The 20,055-nt window shown below is 60.3% G+C and carries 16 protein-coding genes; 10 read left to right on the forward strand and 6 right to left on the reverse strand.

Annotation, left to right across the window (positions count from 1 at the left end; genetic code table 11):
* Nucleotides 1-70: 70 nt before the first annotated feature.
* Complete coding sequence (locus tag ACK59L_RS03090; protein ID WP_027916539.1) at nucleotides 71-889, reverse strand: pyruvate, water dikinase regulatory protein; 819 nt, start codon at nucleotides 887-889, stop codon at nucleotides 71-73.
* Between the two features lie 177 nt (nucleotides 890-1,066).
* Here ACK59L_RS03090 and ppsA point away from each other — a divergent pair, with 177 nt between their 5' ends.
* From ppsA to ACK59L_RS03135, 9 genes are all read left to right on the forward strand, one after another.
* The gene (ppsA, locus tag ACK59L_RS03095) at nucleotides 1,067-3,442 is read left to right on the forward strand and encodes a phosphoenolpyruvate synthase (protein WP_409271796.1); all 2,376 of its coding nucleotides are present in this window, start codon (nucleotides 1,067-1,069) and stop codon (nucleotides 3,440-3,442) included.
* Nucleotides 3,443-3,545: 103 nt separating this feature from the next.
* The gene (locus ACK59L_RS03100) at nucleotides 3,546-4,538 is read left to right on the forward strand and encodes an alpha/beta fold hydrolase (protein ID WP_230380096.1); all 993 of its coding nucleotides are present in this window, start codon (nucleotides 3,546-3,548) and stop codon (nucleotides 4,536-4,538) included.
* 95 nt (nucleotides 4,539-4,633) lie between these two features.
* Nucleotides 4,634-5,125: a ribonuclease E activity regulator RraA gene (gene rraA, locus ACK59L_RS03105; RefSeq protein ID WP_058604522.1), complete on the forward strand. Its 492-nt coding sequence runs from the start codon at nucleotides 4,634-4,636 to the stop codon at nucleotides 5,123-5,125.
* A gap of 27 nt (nucleotides 5,126-5,152) precedes the next feature.
* Nucleotides 5,153-6,148 (forward strand): zinc transporter ZntB, encoded by a 996-nt coding sequence (locus tag ACK59L_RS03110; protein WP_167339743.1) that lies wholly within the window; start codon nucleotides 5,153-5,155, stop codon nucleotides 6,146-6,148.
* 87 nt (nucleotides 6,149-6,235) lie between these two features.
* A complete protein-coding gene (locus tag ACK59L_RS03115; RefSeq protein WP_023533663.1) occupies nucleotides 6,236-6,508 on the forward strand; it encodes a hypothetical protein in 273 nt (90 codons plus the stop codon).
* Between the two features lie 2 nt (nucleotides 6,509-6,510).
* The gene (locus ACK59L_RS03120) at nucleotides 6,511-7,335 is read left to right on the forward strand and encodes a mechanosensitive ion channel family protein (protein WP_027916543.1); all 825 of its coding nucleotides are present in this window, start codon (nucleotides 6,511-6,513) and stop codon (nucleotides 7,333-7,335) included.
* A 113-nt stretch (nucleotides 7,336-7,448) separates the two neighbouring features.
* Nucleotides 7,449-8,015: an RNA polymerase sigma factor SigX gene (sigX, locus tag ACK59L_RS03125; protein ID WP_023533721.1), complete on the forward strand. Its 567-nt coding sequence runs from the start codon at nucleotides 7,449-7,451 to the stop codon at nucleotides 8,013-8,015.
* Between the two features lie 110 nt (nucleotides 8,016-8,125).
* Nucleotides 8,126-9,163: an OmpA family protein gene (locus tag ACK59L_RS03130; protein WP_023533705.1), complete on the forward strand. Its 1,038-nt coding sequence runs from the start codon at nucleotides 8,126-8,128 to the stop codon at nucleotides 9,161-9,163.
* Nucleotides 9,164-9,398: 235 nt separating this feature from the next.
* On the forward strand, nucleotides 9,399-10,424 hold the full coding sequence (locus ACK59L_RS03135) for a quinone-dependent dihydroorotate dehydrogenase (RefSeq protein WP_409271801.1): 1,026 nt from the start codon (nucleotides 9,399-9,401) through the stop codon (nucleotides 10,422-10,424).
* 95 nt (nucleotides 10,425-10,519) lie between these two features.
* On the opposite strand, the gene rmf is transcribed toward ACK59L_RS03135, so the two are convergent.
* Complete coding sequence (rmf, locus tag ACK59L_RS03140; RefSeq protein ID WP_023533691.1) at nucleotides 10,520-10,735, reverse strand: ribosome modulation factor; 216 nt, start codon at nucleotides 10,733-10,735, stop codon at nucleotides 10,520-10,522.
* A gap of 558 nt (nucleotides 10,736-11,293) precedes the next feature.
* Between rmf and rlmKL the strand changes: the two genes are divergently transcribed.
* A complete protein-coding gene (rlmKL, locus tag ACK59L_RS03145) occupies nucleotides 11,294-13,486 on the forward strand; it encodes a bifunctional 23S rRNA (guanine(2069)-N(7))-methyltransferase RlmK/23S rRNA (guanine(2445)-N(2))-methyltransferase RlmL (protein WP_409271803.1) in 2,193 nt (730 codons plus the stop codon).
* A gap of 42 nt (nucleotides 13,487-13,528) precedes the next feature.
* On the opposite strand, the gene dacB is transcribed toward rlmKL, so the two are convergent.
* From dacB to ACK59L_RS03165, 4 genes are all read right to left on the reverse strand, one after another.
* Nucleotides 13,529-14,986 (reverse strand): D-alanyl-D-alanine carboxypeptidase/D-alanyl-D-alanine-endopeptidase, encoded by a 1,458-nt coding sequence (gene dacB / locus ACK59L_RS03150; RefSeq protein ID WP_058637687.1) that lies wholly within the window; start codon nucleotides 14,984-14,986, stop codon nucleotides 13,529-13,531.
* Nucleotides 14,987-15,224: 238 nt separating this feature from the next.
* Nucleotides 15,225-15,569 (reverse strand): YggL family protein, encoded by a 345-nt coding sequence (locus tag ACK59L_RS03155; protein ID WP_023533709.1) that lies wholly within the window; start codon nucleotides 15,567-15,569, stop codon nucleotides 15,225-15,227.
* A 62-nt stretch (nucleotides 15,570-15,631) separates the two neighbouring features.
* Complete coding sequence (locus ACK59L_RS03160) at nucleotides 15,632-19,249, reverse strand: ATP-binding protein (protein WP_409271806.1); 3,618 nt, start codon at nucleotides 19,247-19,249, stop codon at nucleotides 15,632-15,634.
* Nucleotides 19,250-19,256: 7 nt separating this feature from the next.
* Nucleotides 19,257-19,874 carry a response regulator gene (locus ACK59L_RS03165; RefSeq protein ID WP_409271808.1) on the reverse strand — a complete coding sequence of 206 codons (618 nt, stop codon included), beginning with the start codon at nucleotides 19,872-19,874 and terminating at the stop codon, nucleotides 19,257-19,259.
* Nucleotides 19,875-20,055 lie beyond the last annotated feature (181 nt).

The raw sequence follows: 20,055 nt of genomic DNA on the forward strand, positions 1-20,055 counted from the left end.
ATTGTTGGGTGCTGTTCACGATGTTGAAGCTCAAACTCCACGACATCATCAGGCAAACCCCACTACTGCGTCATTTGAAACGCCGCTCTACACCCTTCTCGACCAGAATCTTCGCCGAGATCTCTTCCACCGAAAAATGCGTGGAATTGATATTGGGAATGTTCTCACGGCGGAACAGGCTCTCGACTTCTCGCACCTCGAATTCGCACTGGGCAAAGCTCGAATAACGGCTATTGGGCTTGCGCTCGTGGCGAATGGCGGTCAGCCGGTCGGGGTCGATGGTCAGGCCGAACAGCTTGCTGTGGTGCTTTTTCAATACCGCCGGCAGTTGCAGGCGCTCCATGTCGTCTTCGGTCAACGGGTAATTGGCCGCGCGGATGCCGAACTGCATGGCCATGTACAGGCACGTCGGCGTCTTGCCGCAACGGGACACACCCACCAGGATCAGGTCAGCCTTGTCGTAGTAATGGGTGCGGGCGCCGTCATCGTTGTCCAGGGCGAAGTTCACCGCCTCGATGCGCTCCATGTAGTTGGAGTTGCCACCAATGGAGTGGGATTTGCCCACCGAATACGAGGAATGGGCGGTCAGCTCCTGCTCCAGCGGTGACAGGAACGAGGAGAAGATGTCGATCATGAACCCATTGGAGGTGGCCAGGATCTCGCGGATGTCCTGATTGACGATGGTGTCGAAGATGATCGGCCGCATGCCGTCGCGCTCGGCGGCCGCATTGATCTGCTGGACCATGTTGCGCGCTTTTTCAGGGGAGTCGATGTAGGGCCGGGTGAATTTACTGAAAGGAATGCTCTCGAACTGCGCGAGCAGGCTCTGGCCCAGGGTCTCGGCAGTGATGCCGGTGCCGTCGGAGATGAAGAACGCGGTTCGTTTCATTTGCGATCGGGGCCTTAGTGATGATGACGTTTCTTGATTATGATAAGTTCGCTTTGCCGAATGCGGCTGTCGGCATTCTCACTTATTTTCCAGGTACAGGCCACATGCGTCCGGCCCAGTCAAGAAGACAGGCGGGCGCCGTTGAGCTTTTCCAATACAGCTAGTGGAGAGATCACCTTGGTAGAGTACGTAGTTTCCCTCGAAAAGCTCGGCGTCCATGATGTAGAGCATGTGGGGGGCAAGAACGCATCCCTGGGCGAGATGATCAGCAATCTTGCCGGTGCCGGCGTGTCCGTGCCGGGCGGCTTTGCCACTACGGCTCAGGCGTACCGTGATTTCCTCGAGCAAAGTGGGCTCAACGACCGCATCCATGAGGCGCTCGACGCCCTGGACGTGGACGATGTCAACGCCCTGGCCAAGACCGGCGCGCAGATTCGCCAGTGGGTGATGGAAGCCGAGTTCCCGGCGCGTCTGGACGCCGAGATCCGCACCGCTTTCGCCGAAATGGCCAATGGCAACGACAACATGGCCGTGGCCGTGCGCTCTTCGGCCACCGCCGAAGACCTGCCGGACGCCTCGTTCGCCGGCCAGCAGGAAACCTTCCTCAACATCCGCGGCGTGGACAACGTGATCCGTGCGGCGAAGGAAGTGTTCGCCTCGCTGTTCAACGACCGTGCCATCTCCTACCGTGTGCACCAGGGCTTCGACCACAAGCTGGTCGCCCTGTCGGCCGGTGTGCAGCGCATGGTTCGCTCCGAAACTGGTACTGCCGGCGTCATGTTCACCCTCGACACCGAGTCGGGTTTCCGTGATGTCGTGTTCATCACCGGTGCCTACGGACTGGGTGAAACCGTGGTCCAGGGTGCAGTCAACCCCGATGAATTCTACGTGCACAAGCACACCCTGCAAGCCGGCCGCCCCGCCATCCTGCGCCGTAACCTGGGCAGCAAGGCGATCAAGATGGTCTATGGCGAAGAAGCCAAGGCCGGTCGTTCGGTCAAGACGGTCGAAGTCGATCGCGCCGAGCGTGCCCGCTTCTGCCTGACCGACGAGGAGGTTAACGAACTGGCCAAGCAGGCGATGATCATCGAGCAGCATTACCAGCGCCCGATGGACATCGAGTGGGCCAAGGACGGTGACGATGGCAGGCTGTACATCGTCCAGGCCCGCCCTGAAACGGTGAAGAGCCGCGCCAGCGCCAACGTCATGGAGCGTTACCTGCTCAAGGAAAAAGGCACGGTGCTGGTCGAGGGCCGCGCCATCGGCCAGCGCATAGGCGCCGGCAAGGTCCGCGTGATCAACGACGTGTCCGAGATGGACAAGGTGCAGCCAGGCGACGTGCTGGTCTCGGACATGACCGACCCGGACTGGGAGCCGGTCATGAAACGTGCCAGCGCCATCGTCACCAACCGTGGCGGGCGCACCTGCCATGCGGCCATCATCGCTCGTGAGCTGGGTATCCCGGCGGTTGTCGGTTGCGGCAACGCTACCCAGATTCTCAAGGATGGCCAGGGCGTGACCGTCTCCTGCGCCGAAGGCGATACAGGCTTCATCTTCGAGGGTGAACTGGGCTTCGACATCAAGCAGAACTCGGTGGACGCCATGCCCGAGCTGCCGTTCAAGATCATGATGAACGTCGGCAACCCGGACCGCGCCTTCGACTTCGCCCAGTTGCCCAACGCCGGTGTAGGCTTGGCGCGCCTGGAATTCATCATCAATCGCATGATTGGCGTGCACCCCAAGGCTTTGCTCAACTACGCTGGCCTGCCGGCCGACCTGAAGGACAGCGTCGACAAGCGCATCGCTGGCTACGACGACCCAGTCGGCTTCTACGTGGAGAAGCTGGTCGAAGGCATCAGCACCCTGGCAGCGGCGTTCTATCCCAAGAAAGTGATCGTGCGCCTGTCGGACTTCAAGTCCAATGAGTACGCCAACCTGATCGGCGGCAAGCTGTACGAGCCGGAAGAAGAAAACCCGATGCTGGGCTTCCGTGGGGCCTCGCGCTACATCAGCGAGGCGTTCCGTGATTGTTTCGAGCTCGAATGCCGCGCCCTCAAGCGCGTGCGTAACGAAATGGGCCTGACCAACGTCGAAATCATGGTGCCGTTCGTGCGTACCCTCGGTGAGGCCAGCCAAGTCGTCGACCTGCTGGCTGAAAACGGCCTGGCCCGTGGCGACAACGGTCTGCGCGTCATCATGATGTGCGAACTGCCGTCCAACGCCATCCTGGCCGACGAGTTCCTCGAATACTTCGACGGTTTCTCGATCGGGTCGAACGACCTGACTCAGCTGACGTTGGGTCTGGACCGTGATTCGGGCATCATTGCCCACCTGTTCGATGAGCGAAATCCTGCGGTCAAGAAGCTGCTGGCCAACGCCATCGCAGCGTGCAACAAGGCCGGCAAGTACATCGGCATTTGCGGTCAGGGCCCTTCGGATCACCCAGACCTGGCCAAATGGCTGATGGAGCAGGGCATCGACAGCGTGTCGCTGAACCCGGACTCGGTGCTTGAAACCTGGTTCTACCTGGCCGAAGGCCAAAGCGCGACCTGATACCGAAAGATGCGAGGGGCGTCTGGCGCACCTCGCCTGGTTTTTTCCAGGGCGAGTTCCAGCAATGGATTTCGCCCTTTTTTGTGCGACAAGCAACCGACCTATGCAAAGCAGCAGTACATTATTTCCCGTCGCCTTGCTCAGTGCCGAGCGCCGCGGCGACCTCAGTGAAGATGTCTATCGCATCAAGGCCGGCCTGGGGCCCGATCCCAGCGTGGAGCTGGCCGTGACTCGCCTGGGCCTGGCTGATCAGAGCAGCGCCCAGGGTATCCCGGTCATCCTGCTGCATGGCAGCTTTTCCAATCGGCGTTTCTGGTATTCACCCAAGGGGGGTGGCCTCGGGGCGTACCTGGCCCGGGCCGGCTTCGATGTGTGGATTCCCGAAATGCGTGGGCACGGGTTGTCGCCGCGCAATCGGGATTGGGCACAGAACACGGTGGCTGCCTATGCGCGTGATGACGTGCCGGCCATCGGTGCCTTCGTGCATGAGAAAGCAGGCAGGGCGCCCCTGTGGATCGGGCATTCGTTGGGCGGCACCACGCTGGCGGTCGCCCTGGGTAGCGGCGCATTGGCTGTGCAGCATGTAGCGGGCGTGGCGCTGTTCGGTTCCCAGGTAAGCCGCAGCTACTGGCCGTTGAAAGTGCCTCCGGTGGTGTGGGGTGTGCGCTGGCTGCTTCGCCGCTGGGGGCACCTGTCTGGCGCGCGCTTTGGGCGCGGCCCAGAGGATGAACCCGTCGGCCTTGCCTTTGAACACATGCGCTGGCACGGCTTGTTTGGGCGTTTTGGCGACAAGCAGGGTGATTGGTGGGCAGGCCTTGCGCAAGTCGACGTGCCGACGCTTGCCGTGGCCGCCGCGGCCGACCCGCAGAGCCCACCGTGGGCCTGCCGCATGTTGTTCGAGCAATTCGGGGGTGCACGCAAGCAGTTCCTCTGCCTTGGGCCTGCGGCGGGCTTCGATGCCTTTGGCCATGCGGACATGCTGGCCAGCCAGGCTGCCCACGTGCAGGTATGGCCGCTGGTAGAACGCTGGCTACGTGAGCCCGGGTTGCCGGTGCATGCCTCCATCGAGGCCTTGGCGCTTGTGCCAGCTGTTTGAAAGGCGCTGACCGAGCGGTCTCGGGTGACTGCGGTGTGCTCCAAGGTGTAGCCTTGGCCCACAATCGCTTTCGTTGTGACTGACAGGAGCTTGCCATGCAGCATTACGTAACGCCCGACCTGTGTGACGCCTACCCGGACCTCGTGCAGGTGCTGGAGCCGATGTTCAGCAACTTTGGTGGCCGTGATTCGTTCGGCGGCCAGATCGTCACCATCAAGTGCTTCGAGGACAACTCGCTCGTGCGTGAGCAGGTCGAGCTCGATGGCCGGGGCAAGGTGTTGGTAGTCGACGGCGGCGGTTCGCTGCGTCGCGCCCTGTTGGGCGACATGCTCGCCGAGAAAGCGGCTAAAAACGGCTGGGAAGGCTTGGTGATCTACGGCTGCGTACGCGACGTCGATGCACTGATCCAGACCAACGTAGGTGTACAGGCGCTGGCCAGTCACCCGCTCAAGACCGACAAGCGTGGCATTGGCGACCTGAACGTCGTGGTGAACTTCGCGGGCGTTACCTTCAGGCCCGGTGAATACGTCTACGCCGACAACAACGGCGTGCTGGTCTCGCCAAGCCCGCTGCAGATGCCGGAGTGACGCGCCGCAGGCGCTGATGGAGCTTTGATGTTCGAGGAAGACAACGCGCAGTGGGGGCTGGTGCATGCCCTGGTGCTCGACGGCAAGGGCGGGGCACGCGCCATCGCCCGTACCGAGCTGGGCGACTTGCAACTGCAGCCTGAGCAAAGCCTCTGGTTGCACTGGGATCGCAGTCATCCCCAAACCCGGTCTTGGCTGCTGAGCGAAAGTGGTCTCAGTGAATTCGCCTGTGAGCTGTTGCTTGAAGAGAACACGCGGCCGCGCTTGCTGCCGATGGCCGACGAGCAATTGTTGCTCTTTTTGCGCGGGGTCAACCTCAACCCTGGCGCCGAGCCTGAAGACATGGTTTCGGTACGCATCTTCGCCCAGGCCCAGCGCGTGATTTCGCTGCGCTTGCGCCCGCTCAGGGCCAGCGACGAAATCCTGCTGCAGCTGGAGCAGGGCAGGGGGCCCAAGACCGCTTCCGAGCTGCTGTTGCTGATGGGCGAGCTGCTGACCGAGAAAGTCCAGGGATTAGTCAGCGACCTGTCCGAGCTGGTCGATGTTGAAGAAGAAAAGGTAGAGGCTGACGAGCGGCACCAGCCTGATCAGGGCAGCTTGCAACAGATCCGCCGCCGCGCGGCCGGGCTGCGACGCTTTTTGGCCCCGCAGCGCGACATCTATGCACATCTTTCACGCAGCAAGTGGAGCTGGTTTGCCGAGGTCGACGCCGATTACTGGAACGAGCTGAACAACAGCCTGATCCGCTACCTCGAGGAGCTCGAACTCACCCGCGAACGTGCGGCATTGGTGCTCGAGAGCGAAGACCGCCGCCGCAGCGAACGCATGAACCGCACCATGTACCGGTTCGGCATCATTACCTGCATCTTTTTGCCAATGAGCTTCATCACCGGGTTGCTGGGCATTAACGTGGGTGGCATTCCTGGGGCGCAGAACCCTTATGGGTTTCTCCTGGCGTGCCTGGTGGTAGTAGGGCTGGCAGCAGGGCAATGGTGGTTGTTCCGGCGCTTGCAGTGGGTGTAGCCACCGGCGCGCCGGCAGCCTGGTCGACGCAAGGTGTGACCCGTCGCCAAGCCGTCTCGTCTCTTGCTGATACTACGCGAGGTGCCCATGCACGATCCGTTTGAACAATCCCTGCGTGACCTGCTCAAGGCATCCCCGTCCGGCAATGACCGCCATGACCAGGATGATGCCGCCTGCCTGGGTCGCGTGCTCAAGACCGCCAACCGCCAGGTTGGCGCCGGTGATCTGTTCAGCTTGCTTGGCCGTTGGAGCCAGGCGCTGATGATTGCCATCAACAATGGCTCGGCGCACGTCGCGCCGGTGCGTAGACATTCTTCCCGCAACGCTGCCGCTGGCAGCAAAGCTGATAAGGCCGACTGAATATGGAACTCGATCTCTGGACCCAGAGCCTGGTCACCGCCATGACCGCCCTATGGACCAAGGTGGCGAACTTCATCCCCAACCTGTTCGGCGCGTTAGTCGTGGTGCTGCTGGGCTTCGTGGTAGCCAAACTGCTCGATACCTTGCTCTCCAAACTGCTGGCCAAGCTTGGCCTCGATCGCCTGATGGCTGGTACGGGTCTGACCAAGATGCTGGGCCGGGTTGGCATTCAGGTACCGATTTCTACGCTGATCGGCAAGATCGTCTACTGGTTCGTGCTGCTGATCTTCCTGGTGTCGGCCGCCGAGTCGCTGGGCCTGGAGCGCGTCTCCGCCACGCTCGACATGCTGGCCTTGTACCTGCCCAAGGTATTCGGTGCCGCGTTGATATTGCTCGCGGGCGTTCTTCTGGCGCAGGTGGCCAACGGCCTGGTGCGCGGCGCCGCCGAAGGCGTAGGGCTTGAGTACGCCGCAGGGCTTGGACGCATCGTTCAGGGCCTGGTGATCATCATCAGCATTTCAGTGGCAATCAGCCAGCTGGAGGTCAAGACCGACCTGCTCAACCATGTGATCGTCATCGGCCTGATTACCGTTGGTCTGGCCGTTGCGCTGGCCATGGGCCTGGGTAGCCGCGAAATCGCTGGTCAGATCCTGGCCGGCATCTATGTCCGCGAGTTGTTCCAGGTGGGCCAGCAGGTGCGCATTGGCGAGGTCGAAGGGCATATCGAGGAGATCGGCACGGTCAAGACGGTGATCCTCACCGACGATGACGAGCTGGTTTCCCTGTCCAACCGGGAATTGCTCGAGCAGCGGGTCAATAGCCGCTGACCGAACAAAGCTGTTAATGTATGCCGCCGCAAAAAACGGCCCTCCGGGCACTTGCGGCGACATTGACCTGACTGTCGGCCAGATCCGTTTTGAATAAAGTTCCCACGCCGCCCATGCGCTACGACCCCCGCGAACTCACCGACGAAGAGTTGGTGGCGCGCTCGCATGAGGAGCTGTACCACGTCACTCGCGCGTATGAGGAGCTCATGCGTCGCTACCAGCGAACCCTGTTCAACGTGTGTGCACGTTATTTGGGGAACGACCGGGACGCGGACGATGTCTGTCAGGAAGTGATGTTGAAAGTGCTCTATGGCCTGAAGAATTTCGAGGGAAAATCCAAATTCAAGACCTGGCTTTACAGCATCACCTACAATGAATGCATCACCCAGTACCGCAAGGAGCGCCGCAAGCGCAGGTTGATGGATGCCCTGAGCCTGGACCCCGTCGAAGAGGCGTCCGAGGACAAGGCACCCAAGGCTGAAGAAAAGGGCGGGCTGGACAAGTGGCTGGTCCATGTGAACCCGATCGATCGGGAAATCCTGGTGCTGCGATTCGTCGCCGAACTGGAGTTTCAGGAGATCGCGGACATCATGCACATGGGGCTCAGCGCGACGAAAATGCGTTACAAGCGTGCGCTTGACAAGCTTCGGGAGAAATTTGCCGGTCTCGATGAAACTTAACGACCAGCAAATATCTCTAACGAACCGGCGAGTTCTGCTAGACTCGCCGACGAGTTGTCCCCCCGGTTTTGGTGGGACTGCTTAACTATCACCAGATGGGGATTTAACGGATGAAACTGAAAAACACCTTGGGCTTGGCCATTGGTTCGCTCGTAGCCGCCACCTCGATTGGCGCTATGGCACAAGGCCAAGGCGCCGTCGAAACTGAAATCTTCTACAAGAAAGAATTCTTCGACAGCCAGCGCGACTTCAAAAACGACGGTAACCTGTTCGGCGGCTCCATTGGTTACTTCCTGACCGACGACGTTGAACTGCGTCTGGGCTACGACGAAGTCCACAACGCTCGTGGCGACGACGGCAAGAACATCAAGGGCTCCAACACTGCCCTGGACGCCGTTTACCACTTCAACAACCCGTACGACGCCATCCGTCCGTACGTTTCCGCTGGTTTCTCGCACCAGTCGATCGGCCAGACCGGCCGCGGTGGTCGTAACCATTCCACCTTCGCCAACGTTGGCGCTGGCGCCAAGTGGTACATCACTGACATGTTCTACGCCCGTGCCGGCGTTGAAGCTCAGTACAACATCGACCAGGGCGACACCGAGTGGGCTCCAAGCGTTGGTGTTGGTCTGAACTTCGGCGGTAGCCCGAAGAACCAGGCTGCTCCTGCACCTGCTCCAGTTGCTGAAGTCTGCTCCGACTCCGACAACGACGGCGTTTGCGACAACGTTGACAAGTGCCCAGACACCCCGGCTAACGTCACTGTTGACGCCGACGGCTGCCCGGCTGTTGCCGAAGTCGTTCGCGTTGAGCTGGACGTCAAGTTCGACTTCGACAAGTCGGTCGTCAAGCCAAACAGCTACGGCGACATCAAGAACCTGGCTGACTTCATGAAGCAGTACCCACAGACCACCACCGTGGTTGAAGGTCACACTGACTCAGTAGGTCCAGACGCTTACAACCAGAAGCTGTCCGAGCGTCGTGCTAACGCTGTCAAGCAGGTTCTGACCCAGCAGTACGGCGTAGAATCCAGCCGTGTTGACTCGGTTGGCTACGGCGAAACCCGTCCGGTTGCCGACAACGCCACCGAAGAAGGCCGTGCTATCAACCGTCGCGTTGAAGCTCAGGTAGAAGCCCAGGCCAAGTAATTGGTTTGAAGCTTCATGAAAAACCCGGCCTCGGCCGGGTTTTTCTTTGCCTGCCTGACAGCACGTGATGTCAGCAGGCAAGCACTGGTATAAGGCCCAACCAAGGCAGTGTTTGCCTGCTACACATTTGTCTAAACGTTCACCTGCAGCAAACCTGCAGGCCAACATCGGGCTGTCCTGTCCCGTCAGCGATGGCTATAATCGCCCCCTCACTCACCCCGAGTCTTGTCTGCCCATGTATAACCTGGCCCGCCAGCTGCTGTTCAAACTGTCACCGGAAACTTCTCATGATCTGTCGTTGGACCTGATCGGTGCCGGCGGCCGACTTGGCGTGAATGGCAAGCTGTGCAAGCGCCCGGCCTCATTGCCGGTCAAGGTCATGGGCCTTGATTTTGCCAATCCGGTAGGTCTGGCGGCCGGCCTGGACAAGAACGGTACGGCCATTGACGGCTTCGCCCAGCTGGGTTTCGGGTTCGTCGAGATCGGCACCGTTACGCCTCGCCCGCAACCGGGCAACCCCAAACCGCGCCTGTTCCGCTTGCCAGAGGCAACTGCCATCATCAACCGCATGGGTTTCAATAATCTGGGTGTTGATCATCTGCTGGGCCGTGTTCGCGCTGCACGTTATACGGGTGTGCTGGGTATCAATATTGGCAAGAACTTCGATACCCCCGTCGAGCGTGCGGTGGACGACTACCTGATCTGCCTGGACAAAGTCTACAGCGCGGCCAGCTATGTCACGGTCAATGTCAGCTCTCCAAACACACCGGGGCTGCGCAGCCTGCAGTTCGGGGATTCGCTCAAGCAATTGCTCGATGCCTTGGCAGAACGGCGGGCGCAGCTGAGCATGCGTCATGGCCGGCACGTTCCCTTGGCCATCAAGATTGCCCCTGACATGAGCGATGAAGAAACGGCACTGGTAGCCGCTGCGCTTGTGGAGTCAGGCATGGACGCGGTCATCGCGACCAATACCACGCTCGGGCGTGAGGGCGTGGAGGCGCTGCCCTATGGCGGCGAAGCGGGCGGACTCTCAGGTGCGCCAGTGCGCCAGAAAAGCACGCGTATCGTCCAGGTATTGGCCGGTGAAATGGGCGGCAAGCTGCCGATCATCGCAGCTGGGGGCATCACGGAAGGAAAGCATGCGGCGGAAAAAATCGCCGCAGGTGCGAGCTTGGTGCAGATTTACTCAGGCTTCATCTACAAAGGGCCGGCACTCATTCGTGAAGCCGTGGACGCCATCGCCGCCATGCCCAAGCGGTAAGCCCACCCATAAAAAAGGGCCCCTTGACGGGGCCCTTGGGCCTCAGCCCGCCGCCCTGGTGGGGCGTGCCTGGTAAATCGGATGAATGTCCTCTATCAGCCTACGGCGTGATTTTCGTTGAGCCTGTGGATACCGGCGGTGCCAGTCATACCGTCCCAGTTGTCACCACGGCCCTCCCGCCAGCCGTTGATCCAGGCTTGACGAACAGATGGCAGGGTAAAGGGGCAAAGCTCCCGGGATTTGCCGGTGACTCCATATTGGTAGCCACGTGAAAAAGCTCTTTCCAACGGATCACGCTTAAGTCTTCTCATAGGGTGTTGCCCTCACTTGTTGACTGTAATGTCCCGTCGGCCTCCTTGAGGCCGGGCAGAATCGTTCTGCCGGTGTGGGCTCGCTGCCGGCGTCGCGAGCCTGAAGTGCCGCTTCGTTGCGATGCGGCCTGTACTCAGTTCTAACCAATGCGGGTGACGGTGGGAATGATCGATTTGTCATAAGCACGTAACCTTTCCAAGGGTCAGGGGATAAGTAAATAAATGCGACTCATCCTTATTCCCGCTGTAAGCCCGCAGAATCAAGGTTTCGTCGAAGTTTGACGCCAGTTTGCCATCGCCCTTGCGAGGGGTTTGAAATAGCTCGAAATGCGACGAAGGGTCACATCGGCCCCGGCTTCGCAAGAATTTTATGTACTGCTCGATGATCTAAGCTGTCTGTGCCGTCAGGCAGAGATGGGTAAGTCGGGCGGCCCGGTCATTGCGCCTCCGCAAGGGGCAGATGGCCACTTGCACACCTGTTGGAAAGGCGTGCAGGTAAACAGGGCGTTGCGATGCGTCGCAGCGCCAGTCTAATAGCCCTAATGTGCTGGATAACTCATGTCGGACCGTTTCGAACTCTACCTCACTTGTCCCAAAGGCCTTGAAAGCCTGCTTGCAGAAGAGGCCCGCAGCCTTGGTCTGGACGAGGTCCGTGAACACACCTCGGCCATCCGCGGGGCTGCCGACATGGAGACGGCATACCGCTTGTGCCTGTGGTCTCGGTTGGCAAACCGCGTATTGCTGGTGCTCAAGCGTTTTTCCATGAAAAACGCCGACGACCTGTATGACGGTGTCAACGCCGTGGAGTGGGCTGATCACCTGGCCGCCGATGGTACCCTGGCAGTTGAGTTCAGCGGTCATGGGTCGGGGATCGACAATACCCATTTCGGCGCCCTCAAGGTCAAGGATGCCATTGTCGACAAACTGCGCAACCGTGACGGGCTACGCCCGTCGGTGGAGAAGATCGACCCGGATGTGCGCGTCCACCTGCGCCTTGACCGGGGCGAAGCGATCCTGTCGCTGGACCTTTCCGGCCATAGTCTGCATCAGCGGGGTTATCGCCTGCAGCAAGGTGCAGCACCGCTCAAGGAAAACCTCGCCGCCGCGGTGTTGATTCGCTCCGGCTGGCCACGCATCGCGGCCCAGGGCGGCGCCCTGGCTGACCCCATGTGTGGTGTCGGCACCTTCCTGGTCGAGGCGGCCATGATCGCCGCGGACATCGCTCCCAATCTCAAGCGTGAGCGTTGGGGGTTCACGGCGTGGCTGGGCCATGTGCCCGCGCTCTGGCGCAAGGTGCATGAACAGGCGCAGGCGCGCGCCGAAGCTGGCCTGGCCAAACCTGCATTGTGGATCCGCGGCTATGAAGCCGATCCGCGCTTGATCCAGCCAGGGCGCAACAACGTCGAGCGCGCAGGCCTGAGCGATTGGGTGAAGATCTATCAAGGCGAAGTGAGCACATTCGAGCCGCGCCCGGACCAGAACCAGAAAGGCTTGGTCATCAGCAACCCCCCCTACGGGGAGCGCCTGGGTGACGAAGCCAGCCTGCTTTACCTTTACCAGAACCTTGGCGAACGCCTGCGTCAGGCATGCATGGGTTGGGAAGCTGCCGTCTTTACCGGCGCTGCGCAGCTGGGCAAGCGCATGGGCCTGCGTAGCCACAAGCAGTACGCATTCTGGAACGGTGCGCTGCCCTGCAAACTGCTGTTGTTCAAGGTCCAGCCGGACCAGTTCGTCACCGGCGAGCGCCGGACCGAACAGGCGCAAGCCCCGCAAGCACACGAGCCGGCGCCATTGGCCAGCGAACCTGCACGCCTGTCCGAGGGTGCGCAGATGTTCGCTAACCGCCTGCAGAAAAACCTTCGGCAACTGGGCAAGTGGGCTCGCCGCGAACAGGTCAGCTGTTACCGTCTGTACGATGCGGATATGCCCGAATACGCCCTGGCTGTAGACGTGTATCAGGACTGGGTGCACGTGCAGGAATACGCGGCACCGCGTTCGATCGACCCCGACAAGGCACAGGGTCGTCTGCTCGACGCGCTGGCAGCCATCCCCCAGGCCCTTGGTATTTCGCCACAACGCGTAGTGCTCAAGCGCCGGGAGCGTCAAAGCGGAACCCGCCAGTACGAGCGCCAGGGCACGGAAGGTCGTTTTCAGGAAGTGTCGGAAGCTGGGGTCAGGCTGCTGGTCAATCTTACCGACTACCTCGACACCGGCCTGTTTCTGGACCATCGGCCGATGCGCGTACGCATTCAGCGTGAGGCGGCCGGCAAGCGTTTCCTGAACTTGTTCTGCTATACCGCGACGGCGACTGTACATGCCGCCAAAGGCGGGGCGCGCAGCACCACCAGTGTCGACCTGTCGAAAACCTATCTGGACTGGGCGCGGCGCAACTTGGCGCTCAACGGCTTTTCAGAGCGCAATCGTCTGGAGCAGGGCGATGTCATGGCGTGGTTGGAGGCCGAACGTGAAAGCTACGACCTGATCTTCATCGACCCGCCCACGTTCTCCAACTCCAAGCGCATGGAAGGTGTGTTCGACGTCCAGCGCGACCACGTTCAGTTGCTGGACTTGGCGATGGCGCGTCTGGCCCCAGGTGGCGTGCTGTATTTTTCCAACAACTTCCGCAAGTTTCAGCTCGACGAGCACCTGTCTGCTCGTTACGCCGTCGAGGAAATCACCGCCCAGACGCTTGACCCGGACTTCGCCCGCAACAACCGCATCCACCGTGCTTGGAAGCTGCAGTTGCGTTGATGCGCCGTTGCCTGTGCCCTTGCAGGGCACAGGCCGTGCAGGTCACTTGGCGGCTGTACTGGCGCCTGCGCTGGGCTGGCGGTAGAGGTCCAGCAGCACCTGGTCAAGCACTTGAGAGGCGCCCCACGGTTTGGGGTCGTTGAGGATAGCAGCCACTGCCCAGGTATGGCCGTTGCTGTCACGGCTGAAACCCGCAATTGCCCGTACGGTGTTGAGCGTACCGGTCTTGATGTGGCCCTCACCGGTCATGGCGGTTCGCTTGAGCCGTTTGCGCATGGTGCCATCCATACCCACCAGTGGCAGCGAGCTCATGAACTCGGCAGCGTAAGGGCTTTTCCAGGCCGCTTGCAGCATGGCTGCCATCTCACGAGTGCTCACGCGCTCGGCTCGGGATAGGCCTGAGCCGTTTTCCATCACCAGATGCGGTGCAGTGATGCCTTTCTTGGCCAGCCACTGGCGCACGACACGCTGCGCGGCACGGGCGTCATCGCCATCGGCATCGGTCCGGAACTGGGCACCCAGGCTCAGGAACAGCTGCTGAGCCATGGTGTTGTTGCTGTACTTGTTGATGTCACGGATGATTTCGACCAAGTCCGGTGAGAATGCACGCGCAAGCAACCGGGCGCTTTTGGGCACGTTTTCGATGCGATCGGCACCTTGGATGGTACCCCCCAGCTCGCTCCAGATGGCACGTACCGCACCGGCGGCATAGGTCGGGTGATCGAGCAGCGAGAGGTAGGTCTGGGAGTTGCAGCCATCGCCCAGTTGACCACTGACAGTCACGGTGATGCCGTCCGGCTGTGGCACGGGGTTGTAGCGCACGTCGCCGGCGCAGTTCTTGCTGTTGATAGCCTTGACCTGATTGTCTATGCGAATGCTGGCAATCGGTGGCTCCACGGCAACGCTGACCCTGCCGCCATCGTTGCGCGCCACGAAGCGCAAGGCCTTGAGATTGACCAGCAATGCGTCAGGCTTCACCAGGAACGGCTTGTTCTGATCACCCCCGTCGTCATTGAATTGCGGAAGATTGGGCTGCACGAAATGGCTGCGGTCGAGCACCAGGTCACCTGTAATGGTGCGCACACCGTTGGCGCGCAGGTCACGCATCAGCAACCACAGCTTTTCCATGTTCAGCTTCGGATCGCCCCCACCTTTGAGATAGAGGTTGCCGTTGAGTACACCGTTGCTGAGCGTGCCGTCGGTGAAGAACTCGGTTTTCCACTGGTAGGTCGGCCCCAGCAGCTCCAGGGCAGCATAGGTGGTGACCAACTTCATGGTCGAGGCAGGGTTCACGGACACGTCGGCGTTGAACACCGTGGCTGTGCCGGGGCCATCCAAGGGCAGCATCACCAATGACAATGCCGTGTCTTGTAGCTTATTGGCCTTGAGTGCCTGCTGCACCTTGGGTGGAAGGCTGGTATTGACCGCAGCGGCCTGGCTGGTCAGGGCCAAAGGCAGCAACAGGCCGGCGAGTAGGATGGGGCGGAGCGTCTTGATCATGATCAACGGATACCCTGCAAAGAGGAGAAAGGGCATTGGGGCTGTAGAGGAATGATGGCCCCAGAACGAATGCACACGCATTATGCCCCAAGCCCCCCGGGGTTGCGCCAGTTCGATGCACATGGGTTTCACATCGGACCGCTACGGTGAGTTTGTTCTGCACTGCGGCTTGTGCGCAGACCCGAAAGTAAAAAGGCCACCCCTGGGGGTGGCCTTCTGCGAACGAACCCGACAGAGATTACTCTGCCTTGTTGATCGGCTTTTCCGGGTACCAGGCGTCGAGCAGTGGGCTGACTTCGACCTTGGTCAGTTCGCTGCGGCCTTTGAGCCAGCTTTCGACGGCAGCGCGCTGCTCTTCGGTGACCGAGCCACGTTTGACCGAGCACACCAGGCCGTAATCGTCACCGCCGACATAGTCGAGGCCGTTGGCATCCATGGCTTCGGCAAGGAACGCGTCGAGGAATGCATCGATTGCCTGGTCATCCAGATCCTCTTTGAATTCCAGGTTCAGCTCGAAGCCCAATTCCTGAAACTCGTCGACACACAGCTTCTTGCGCAGACGACGGGAGCGGTTTGTGGCCATGAAACAATCCTCTTAGGTAATAACGCCGCGCAGTCTATCAGTTAACACGCCCGGTTGCCCGCCTACGTGCACGTGGTTGTCGACAAGTCCAGCGTCAGCGCTCGGTGCACACGGCGCATGTGCCTGGCCAGGGCTTGTCGTCGCACTCGCACTTGGGCAGGGGTGAGGTCCTCACTTTCAAGGGCGGCGCAGGCCCGCATCAGCGCTGCCGCTTCCAGCATGCGTGCTGCGCTCAGAATTTTGTGCGCTTGGGCGGCGATGGCTTGTTGATCTTGATCAGGCTTCAGGTCCATCAAGAGCGTGAAGTCTGTCTCCAGGCTTTGTTGCAGCGTCTGGAGGAATCGCACATGATCAGCCGGGTCATGCCCGACCACCGCGCTGAGTCCATCCAGGCAATAGGGTTTGCGTCGGTTCTTTTTTCGGCGCTGCATGTTCACTGCTGCAAGGTGCTGACTCAGGGTGCTGAGGCTGATGGGCTTGAGCAGGCAATCGTCCATGCCAGAGTCAAGGCATTTGCGCCGTACCTCGGGTTGTGCGTTGGCGGTATAGCCCAGGATCGTGCAGCGTCTGCGTCCTGTTCGTTGCTCTTCGGCACGTACCGCAGTCGCCAATTGGTAGCCGTTCATGTGGGGCATGTTGCAATCGAGCACCAGCACATCGAAGTCGCCTGCACGCCATGTCGTCAGGCCTTCGCGACCGTCCTCGGCCGTCGCGTGCTGCAGCCCGAGGTAACCGAGCTGCTGCGCCATCAGTTGCAGGTTAGCAGGGTGATCGTCGATCACCAGCACGTTGAGGTGGGGGTCGGGTGTCTGTAAGCGCTCGGCAGCCGGTACCGGTGCCGATTGCACTGCAGTGTCGGCCTGTTGCAGCGGCATCTTCACCCGGACTTGTGTGCCCAGGCCTTCCAGGCTCTTGATACTGAGGTCGGCCCCCATCATTTCGCAGAGTGTTCGACAGATGGTAAGACCCAGCCCGGTGCCCGCGCGTGCGCCCTGGCTGTGCGGGTTAGCCTGAACGAACGGACGGAATAGCCGTTCCATGTCGTCCGGGTGGATACCGATGCCGCTGTCGCGCACCTCCATGTCCAACAGCGAGCTGGCGCTGTCTTCGTTCTGTAGTAGCTTGGCGTGGATGCGTACCTGCCCGTGCTCGGTGAACTTGATGGCATTGCTCACCAGGTTGGACAGCACTTGCTTGAAACGCAAGGGGTCCAGCAGGACATGACAACGTGCCGCGGGCTCGATGATGACTTCCAGCGCCAACCCTTTCTGCCTGGCCTGGCCCTCGAATATACGCCCTACCGACTCGAGCAATTCAGCCAGGTCGACCACTTCAGGGACCAGCGTGAGGTGCCCTGACTCTATGCGCACGATGTCCAGGATATCGCCAATCAAGCCAAGCAGGTCCTTGGCCGAATGGTGGGCCAGCTGAAGGGCGCCGCGATCGACCTGGCCCTGCTCGGCGCGCTTGACGGCGAGTTCGAGCATGCCGATGACTGCGTTCATGGGCGTGCGGATTTCATGACTGATGGTGGCCAGGAACGTGCTCTTGGCCCGGTTGGCGTCATCGGCCTGCTGCTTGGCTTGACGCAACTCGTTGACCAGCTGGCGGCGGTCGCTGATATCGATCCATCCGCCAATGATGCCCTGTACCTCGCCCAACGAATCCCGGTAGGGCAGGATCCAGTGGTAGATGGTGATTTCCCGGCCCTTGATGCGCAAGGGACGGTCCATGATCAACGGCGTACCAGCCGCCATCACCTTGGCGTAGTCGTTCTGGATTTGTCGGGTCTGTTCGCAGTCGGCAAACAGGCTGCTCTCCAGTTGCTTGCCCAGGACCTCCTCGGCGCTGGCCTGAACCGCTTCGAGGTAGCTGTAGTTGCAGCTTTGCAGGCAGCCTTCTCGATCACGGACGTACATCGGGTGTGGCGTACCGTTGAGCAATGCGCGCATGAATGCCACCTGATCGTTCAGGGCGCGCTCTGCTTGCTGGCGTTGACGGATCTGCAAACGCAGGCGGGCATTCCACAACAGGGCCAACAACAGCAATACCGCCGCACCCAGGGCTACCAATACCGTCAAGCGGCGCAACCCCTCGCCCTTGGCATCTTCGAACAGTGTGAAGCCTCGCCAGCGGTTGTTGATTACCCCCAGCTCTTCAGGTGAAATGCTCGAAAGTGCCTTGTCCAGAATTGAAATGAGGGTTTTGGAGGGGGTGCTGGTGGCCATGGCATAACTGGCAGGTTCGCTGCCCACTGTGGTGCGGATGATCAGGTCGGGATTGCTGGCCAAGGCGTGGTTGGCGTCGATCAGTGTGGTGATGACCGCGTCCACTGCTCCGCTGTTGAGCAGGGCCATGGAGTAGTACGAGCTTTCCGTTTCTATCCAGCCAATTTGCGGGTGATAGCGCGAGAGCATGGTGTCCAGGGCGCTGTAGCGCGTGATTGCGATCCGCTTCCCGCGCAGGTCGTCCAGCGAAGTGGCTGCCGCGTTGCCCTTGTGATTGACCAGCACGTAAGTGCTGTCCAGATATGCCTGACTGATCTGCAGATCGTTCTGGTCGATGCTGCCGCTTGCCAGTGCAGCGATCACATCGGCTCGCCCGTCCTTGACCCGGGCAATCATGTCTGCGATGCCACTGGCCCGTTGCACCTCGAAACGCAAGCCCGTACGCAGGCTGATCAGTTCCAGCAGGTCGGCGGTGATGCCGCGGAAATAGCCCGATTTGTCGAAGTAGGACAATGGCGCCGCCGTACCGTCGACAACGACACGCATGACCGGATGACGCTGCAACCACTGCTCTTCGGTACGCGTCAGTCGAAGCTTGCGGTCGGTCAGAAGCAAATCGCTGCCTGCACTCCAGCGTTTGAATATGCTCGAACGCAGGGCGGGGGACTGACTGTCGAGCGCAGCATTGACCAGCGCGAGCAGTACCGTGTCTTGCTGGCGTAGGGCGAAGCCAAAGCCAAATGCTTCATGGTTGCCAAAGCTGGCCATACGCAGCCTTGGCAGATGGCCGCGGTTGAGTTGATAGTGGGTGGAAATCGTGTCGCCGATGAAGACATCGGCCTGGCCGAACGCCACCGCATTCAAGGCTTCGCTGGATGATCCGAAGGCCAGGACCTTGGCATCGGGATAGACACTGAGTACTTCTTTCCTCGGCAGGTAGTGATACAGCATGCCAAGGCGCATGCCTGCCAGGCCAGTGTCCAGCGCCCGATGTTCGTCCTCTCGCGTGACCAGCACGGGTTGGTCGATGGCGTAGGCGTGCGACAGCACCACGCCTTCATAGTTGGCGTCATAGCCGTTGGCACTGCCCAGCAGGTCGATGTCGCCTTGTTTGAGGGCCTGCAGCGCCGCCTGGCGGCTTGGATAGCGCAGCACGCGCACCGGCAGGTCAAGCGCCTTGCCCAGCAGGCTGGCGTACTCTGCGGTAAGGCCTTGATAGTCGCGCCCCCCACTGCTGATGTCAAAAGGTGGATAATCCGGGGCAGAGGTGCCGAGCACCAGTTCGTGGCGAGCATTCAGCCATTGCTGTTGTTCAGGGGTGATCGCAGGCATGGCGGGCCGTGCGGTGGAGCGAGCCACCAGGGACAGCTGGGACGCGCCTTGCTGCCCGGCGTTCGCCAGGTTGACTGGCAGTGTGGCGACCAGGAGCAGGAGGGCGATAAAACGTGCCATGGAGCCCTCAGACCAGTGCGTTGCGCTTAGCCATGTCGATCAGATCGACCAGCGTGCTGGCTTCGAGTTTGTGCATGAGGCGTTTCTTGTAGGTACTGACCGTCTTGCTGCTTAGAAACATGCCTTTTGCAATCTCCTTGTTGGTTCGCCCTTGTGCGAAAAGTTGAAGAACCATCAATTCCCGATCATTGACTGTACTTAGAAGTTGCAGGTCGGTGTCAACAGGTGCATGAGTCTGCATCGCCTGGCTGGGAAAGTAGTTGTCCCCAGCCAAAACCGCCTTGACCGCGCTGAGTAATTCGCTCAGGTCTTCTTGCTTGCAGACATAGCCCGCTGCCCCTGATTGCATGCAGCGCACTGCGAACAGCGCTGGCGACTGCGCGGTCAGCACAAGGATTTTCTGTGACATCGCCATGGACTGAAACCGTGCCAGTACTTCCAGGCCATCGAGCTTGGGGATGCTGATATCCAGGATGATCAGGTCTGGATTGGTTTCGCGAATCATCTGCATGGCATCCACGCCGTTGTCCGATTCGCCAGCGATTTTGTAATTCTGATTTTCCAGAAGCATGCGCACTGCCAGCCGGATTACCGGATGGTCGTCGACGATGAATATGGAGTACATGTTCTACTTCCCTGCTATCAATGAGGGTGACAGTTGGCACCTTAACCCAGTTGAAAGCGGCAAGTAATGCGGGGGCGGCTCAATAACCGTATATAGGAAATGGCCTACAAATTTAACAAAAACTACTTACGTACGGTTGCATCAACAACCAAAGTCAAACCTTGTTTGTTAGCTGATGTTT

Source organism: Pseudomonas sp. KCJK9111 (assembly GCF_046231935.1).
Taxonomy (GTDB): Bacteria; Pseudomonadota; Gammaproteobacteria; order Pseudomonadales; family Pseudomonadaceae; genus Aquipseudomonas; species Aquipseudomonas parafulva_B.

Coding starts and splice junctions, on each gene's coding strand:
- ACK59L_RS03130 (WP_023533705.1), top strand. CDS start 8,126: ATGAAACTGAAAAACACCTTGGGCTTGGCCATTGGTTCGCTCGTAGCC.
- ACK59L_RS03165 (WP_409271808.1), bottom strand. CDS start 19,874: ATGTACTCCATATTCATCGTCGACGACCATCCGGTAATCCGGCTGGCA.
- sigX (WP_023533721.1), top strand. CDS start 7,449: ATGCGCTACGACCCCCGCGAACTCACCGACGAAGAGTTGGTGGCGCGC.
- ACK59L_RS03135 (WP_409271801.1), top strand. CDS start 9,399: ATGTATAACCTGGCCCGCCAGCTGCTGTTCAAACTGTCACCGGAAACT.
- ACK59L_RS03110 (WP_167339743.1), top strand. CDS start 5,153: ATGTTCGAGGAAGACAACGCGCAGTGGGGGCTGGTGCATGCCCTGGTG.
- ACK59L_RS03120 (WP_027916543.1), top strand. CDS start 6,511: ATGGAACTCGATCTCTGGACCCAGAGCCTGGTCACCGCCATGACCGCC.
- ACK59L_RS03155 (WP_023533709.1), bottom strand. CDS start 15,569: ATGGCCACAAACCGCTCCCGTCGTCTGCGCAAGAAGCTGTGTGTCGAC.
- ACK59L_RS03115 (WP_023533663.1), top strand. CDS start 6,236: ATGCACGATCCGTTTGAACAATCCCTGCGTGACCTGCTCAAGGCATCC.
- ACK59L_RS03100 (WP_230380096.1), top strand. CDS start 3,546: ATGCAAAGCAGCAGTACATTATTTCCCGTCGCCTTGCTCAGTGCCGAG.
- rraA (WP_058604522.1), top strand. CDS start 4,634: ATGCAGCATTACGTAACGCCCGACCTGTGTGACGCCTACCCGGACCTC.
- ACK59L_RS03090 (WP_027916539.1), bottom strand. CDS start 889: ATGAAACGAACCGCGTTCTTCATCTCCGACGGCACCGGCATCACTGCC.
- ACK59L_RS03160 (WP_409271806.1), bottom strand. CDS start 19,249: ATGGCACGTTTTATCGCCCTCCTGCTCCTGGTCGCCACACTGCCAGTC.
- dacB (WP_058637687.1), bottom strand. CDS start 14,986: ATGATCAAGACGCTCCGCCCCATCCTACTCGCCGGCCTGTTGCTGCCT.
- rlmKL (WP_409271803.1), top strand. CDS start 11,294: ATGTCGGACCGTTTCGAACTCTACCTCACTTGTCCCAAAGGCCTTGAA.
- rmf (WP_023533691.1), bottom strand. CDS start 10,735: ATGAGAAGACTTAAGCGTGATCCGTTGGAAAGAGCTTTTTCACGTGGC.